This window comes from Streptosporangium nondiastaticum, from assembly GCF_003011965.1.
GTDB classification, from domain to species: Bacteria; Actinomycetota; Actinomycetes; order Streptomycetales; family Streptomycetaceae; genus Streptomyces; species Streptomyces nondiastaticus.
This window is the reverse complement of record NZ_PXWG01000271.1, coordinates 1-3,159: the sequence shown is the minus strand read 5'-3', so window position 1 is coordinate 3,159 and position 3,159 is coordinate 1. Positions and strand designations below refer to the sequence as shown.

The following is a 3,159-nucleotide window of genomic DNA, read 5'->3' as shown; positions in this document are numbered from 1 at the left end:
CGGCAGCGTCCGCGAACGGGGCGCCGCACGCCGGGCGCGCGGCGGGGGCGGCGGGGCGGCCGCGACCACGGCGTGGGCGTTCGCGCCCCCGAAACCGAAGGAGTTGACGCCCACCACGGGCCGCCCCGCGTCGCCGTCGACCGGCCGCGCCTCCGTGGCCGGGGCCAGCCCCAGGCCCGCGAAGTCGATCTCCGGGCTGAGCGGCAGAGCGTGCAGCGTGGCCGGGATCCTGCGGTGCCGCAGCACCAGGAGCGCCTTGAGCAGCCCGGCCATCCCCGAAGCCGGTTCCAGATGGCCCAGGTTGGACTTGACCGACCCCACCGGCAGCGCCCCGCGCCGGCGCCGCGTCCCGAGTGCCCGGCCGACGGCCTCGCACTCGGCCGGGTCCCCGGCGGAGGTCCCGGTCCCGTGCGCCTCCAGGTAGACCACCTCGTCGGGGTCCACGCCCGCCTGCGCGTACACCGACGTCAACAGGGCTTCCTGCGCCCGCGGGTTCGGCAGCGACAGCCCCGCCGTCCGGCCGTCGCTGCCCACGGCCGTCGCCAGGATCACCCCGTGGATCCGGTCCCCGTCGGCCAGCGCGTCCCGCAGCAGCTTCAGGACCACGACCCCGCCGCCCTCCGCCCGCACGTAGCCGTCGGCCTCGGCCGAGAACGCCGCGCACCTCCCGCGCGGCGACAGCATCGACGCCTGGGAGAACCCGACGAACGGATAGGGGCTGAGCAGGACGTTGACGCCCGCGGAGACGGCCGTGCGGCTGGTGCCCTCGCGCAGCGTGCGGCAGGCCCGGTCCAGCGCCACCAGCGCCGACGAGCACGCGGTGTCGACGGCCATGCTCGGGCCGCGCAGGTCGAAGGCGTACGAGATCCGGTTCGCCGCGATCGACACCGCGCCGCCCGCCATGGTGTAGGCGTCGACGCCCTCGATCCGCAGCATCTGCTGCGCGCCGTAGGAGGCGTCGGAGATCCCCACGAAGACGGCGGTGTCCGAACCGGCCAGCGCCGCCGGGTCGATCGCGGCGTCGTCGAGGGCCTCGGCCGTCAGCTCCAGCAACAGCCGCTGCTGGGGGTCCATCTGCGCCGCTTCCCTGGGCGAGATGCCGAAGTAGCCGGCGTCGAAGCCCGCGATGTCGTCCAGGAACCCGCCCGCCGCCGTACGGCTCTTGCCGGGGCGCGGCGCCGACGGGTCCACGAAGCGGGCCGTCTCGAAACGGTCCTCCGGCACCCGCGTGATCAGGTCCCGGCCCTGCTCCAGGGCCTCCCACAGCGCCGCCAGGTCGCCGATGCCGCCCGGCAGCCGGCAGGCCGCCCCGACGACGGCCACGGCCCGGTCGTTCTCCGCCGAGTCCTCTGAGCCCTCCGGATGCACGCGCACGACCTTTCCTGGCGGACCGGGCTCATGGGTGAGCCCGCACGGTTGGTGACGCACCGCATCTTGTCGGTGACGCATGGTGCGTGCAAGCGGCCCGCCGGGCCGAGGTCGAATGGGTGACAATCCGGAACATTTGCGGCAGTGGGGAGTTACCCAGTGCGCGTTTCCCCGCGGACCGCGGGCCCAGTGAAAGGTGCTGAAGTGCTCAAGAAGGTGATGGCCGTATCGGCCTTGACGGCTTCCGCCGTCGGCGTGATCGCCGGCCCCGCCGCGGCCATCGGCGACAGCAGGGACGTGGCCAACGCCAACGGCGCGCGGACCGACTCCGGCGCGACCCTCACCGGCGGCCGCATGAGCCCGCAGACGACCGCGATCCAGGGCACGCTCAACGACCTCTGCCTCGGCATCGGCAAGCTCGGCGTGCAGTCCCTGCTGCTCGTCATCAATGCCGGCGTCCAGGACCTGCCGGTGCTCACGTCGCAGGAACAGCAGCAGTGCACCAACGGCTCGGTGACCGGCAACGGCAACAACCTGCTGTCGCACCTCGCGGAGCGCATCTCCCTGCTGGATCACAACGGGTCCGGCAACCGCGGCTAGGCGGTTGCCGGAGCGCCGTCACCCCGCTTCCGGTCCGCCCCTACACCTCCAGTTCCGCCTCGATCCGCTTCAGCTGGTGGCGCGCCATCGCCAGGTTGGCGCGCCGCGAGTCCAGCACCAGATAGAGGAAGAGGCCGCTGCCGCCGCGGCCGGTCAGCAGCCGGATCAGGTGGTACTGCGATCCCAGGGTGATGAGGATGTCCTCGATGGCGTCCTGGATGTTGAGCATCTCCATCGTCCGCAGCTTCGCCCGGACCACGTCCGTGTTGCCCGCCGCGGCCACGTTGAGGTCGAGCGACTGGGAACCGCCGAGCGTGCCCAGCGCCATGCCGCTGCCGTAGTCGACGAGCGCCACGCCGAGGGCGCCCTCGATCGAGCCCATCGCGTCCTTGAGGGCGGTTTCGGTGTTCGTCATGAAGAGGCTCCGTTGTCGTTGTCGTTGATGCCGCCGGGTCGGTGACCGGGACGTGAGGGCAGGGGCGACCGGGAGGGCGGAGGCGGGGGTGCCACGGGGGCCCGTTCCCGGCGGTCGGCGGGCCCGCCGGTCAGCGGGGCGATCCGCGCCCCGGCCCGGCGGGCCTCCAGGTTCAGCCGGCCGACGTTGGCGTCGGCCGTGGCGAGGAGCGTGAGCACGCACGAGGGCCCGGCCGCGTACGTCGCCACGTAGCCCTGCTCGCCGCTGACGAGCAGTTCGCGGAAGCCGCCGTGGCCCACGGCGTCCGTCAGCCGCGCGCCGACCCCGAGCGCCGCCGCGGTCAGCGCGGCCACGCCGTCCGGCTCCATGCCCGTGACCAGGTGCGCGATCACCAGCCCGTCCGTGCTGGCCACCATCGCCCCGGTCAGGTGCGGAACCCGGGCCCGTAACCCCTGGAGCTCGGCGAGCACCTCGGGTGCGGCGGTCATCGGCTGTCTCCTTCCGGCGAACGGTCTGAAAGCGCGCCTCACCGTCACAGGGCCTCCAGGGCGTCGCGGATCCGGTAGAGCAGGGAGAGCTCGGGAGCCGCGGGAGGCGGCGGCCCCGGAGCGGCCGGAGCGTCGGCACAGGGCGTGCGGACGAGGCCGGCGGCGGCCAGCCGCCGCACGTCCAGCAGCGTCGCGAAGGCGGAACGCCCGAGGGCCCGCGCGATCTGCACGGGGGTGCGGACGCCGTCGGCGGCCGCCAGCACCGCCCGGCGCCCGCCCGCCGGGCCC

5 protein-coding genes are annotated in these 3,159 nt (G+C 74.2%); 1 reads left to right on the top strand and 4 read right to left on the bottom strand.

Going from position 1 to position 3,159, the window contains the following annotated elements; all coding sequences use genetic code 11:
• On the bottom strand, positions 1-1,374 hold a 1,374-nt coding region (locus B7P34_RS35560), incomplete at its 3' end, for a polyketide synthase (protein ID WP_223268587.1).
• Positions 1,375-1,572: 198 nt separating this feature from the next.
• Here B7P34_RS35560 and B7P34_RS35555 point away from each other — a divergent pair.
• The gene (locus tag B7P34_RS35555) at positions 1,573-1,968 is read left to right on the top strand and encodes a rodlin (RefSeq protein WP_223268586.1); all 396 of its coding nucleotides are present in this window, start codon (positions 1,573-1,575) and stop codon (positions 1,966-1,968) included.
• Between the two features lie 40 nt (positions 1,969-2,008).
• Here B7P34_RS35555 and B7P34_RS35550 read toward each other — a convergent pair whose 3' ends face one another.
• The 3 genes from B7P34_RS35550 to B7P34_RS37920 all read right to left on the bottom strand — a co-directional run.
• A complete protein-coding gene (locus B7P34_RS35550; RefSeq protein WP_106682244.1) occupies positions 2,009-2,383 on the bottom strand; it encodes a hypothetical protein in 375 nt (124 codons plus the stop codon).
• Positions 2,380-2,871 carry a roadblock/LC7 domain-containing protein gene (locus B7P34_RS35545; RefSeq protein WP_106682243.1) on the bottom strand — a complete coding sequence of 164 codons (492 nt, stop codon included), beginning with the start codon at positions 2,869-2,871 and terminating at the stop codon, positions 2,380-2,382. Before B7P34_RS35545 ends, B7P34_RS35550 begins: the two co-directional genes overlap by 4 nt.
• A gap of 44 nt (positions 2,872-2,915) precedes the next feature.
• Positions 2,916-3,159: hypothetical protein (locus tag B7P34_RS37920; RefSeq protein WP_223268585.1), on the bottom strand; the 244-nt coding region annotated here is incomplete at its 5' end.

Coding starts and splice junctions, on each gene's coding strand:
- B7P34_RS35550 (WP_106682244.1), bottom strand. CDS start 2,383: ATGACGAACACCGAAACCGCCCTCAAGGACGCGATGGGCTCGATCGAG.
- B7P34_RS35545 (WP_106682243.1), bottom strand. CDS start 2,871: ATGACCGCCGCACCCGAGGTGCTCGCCGAGCTCCAGGGGTTACGGGCC.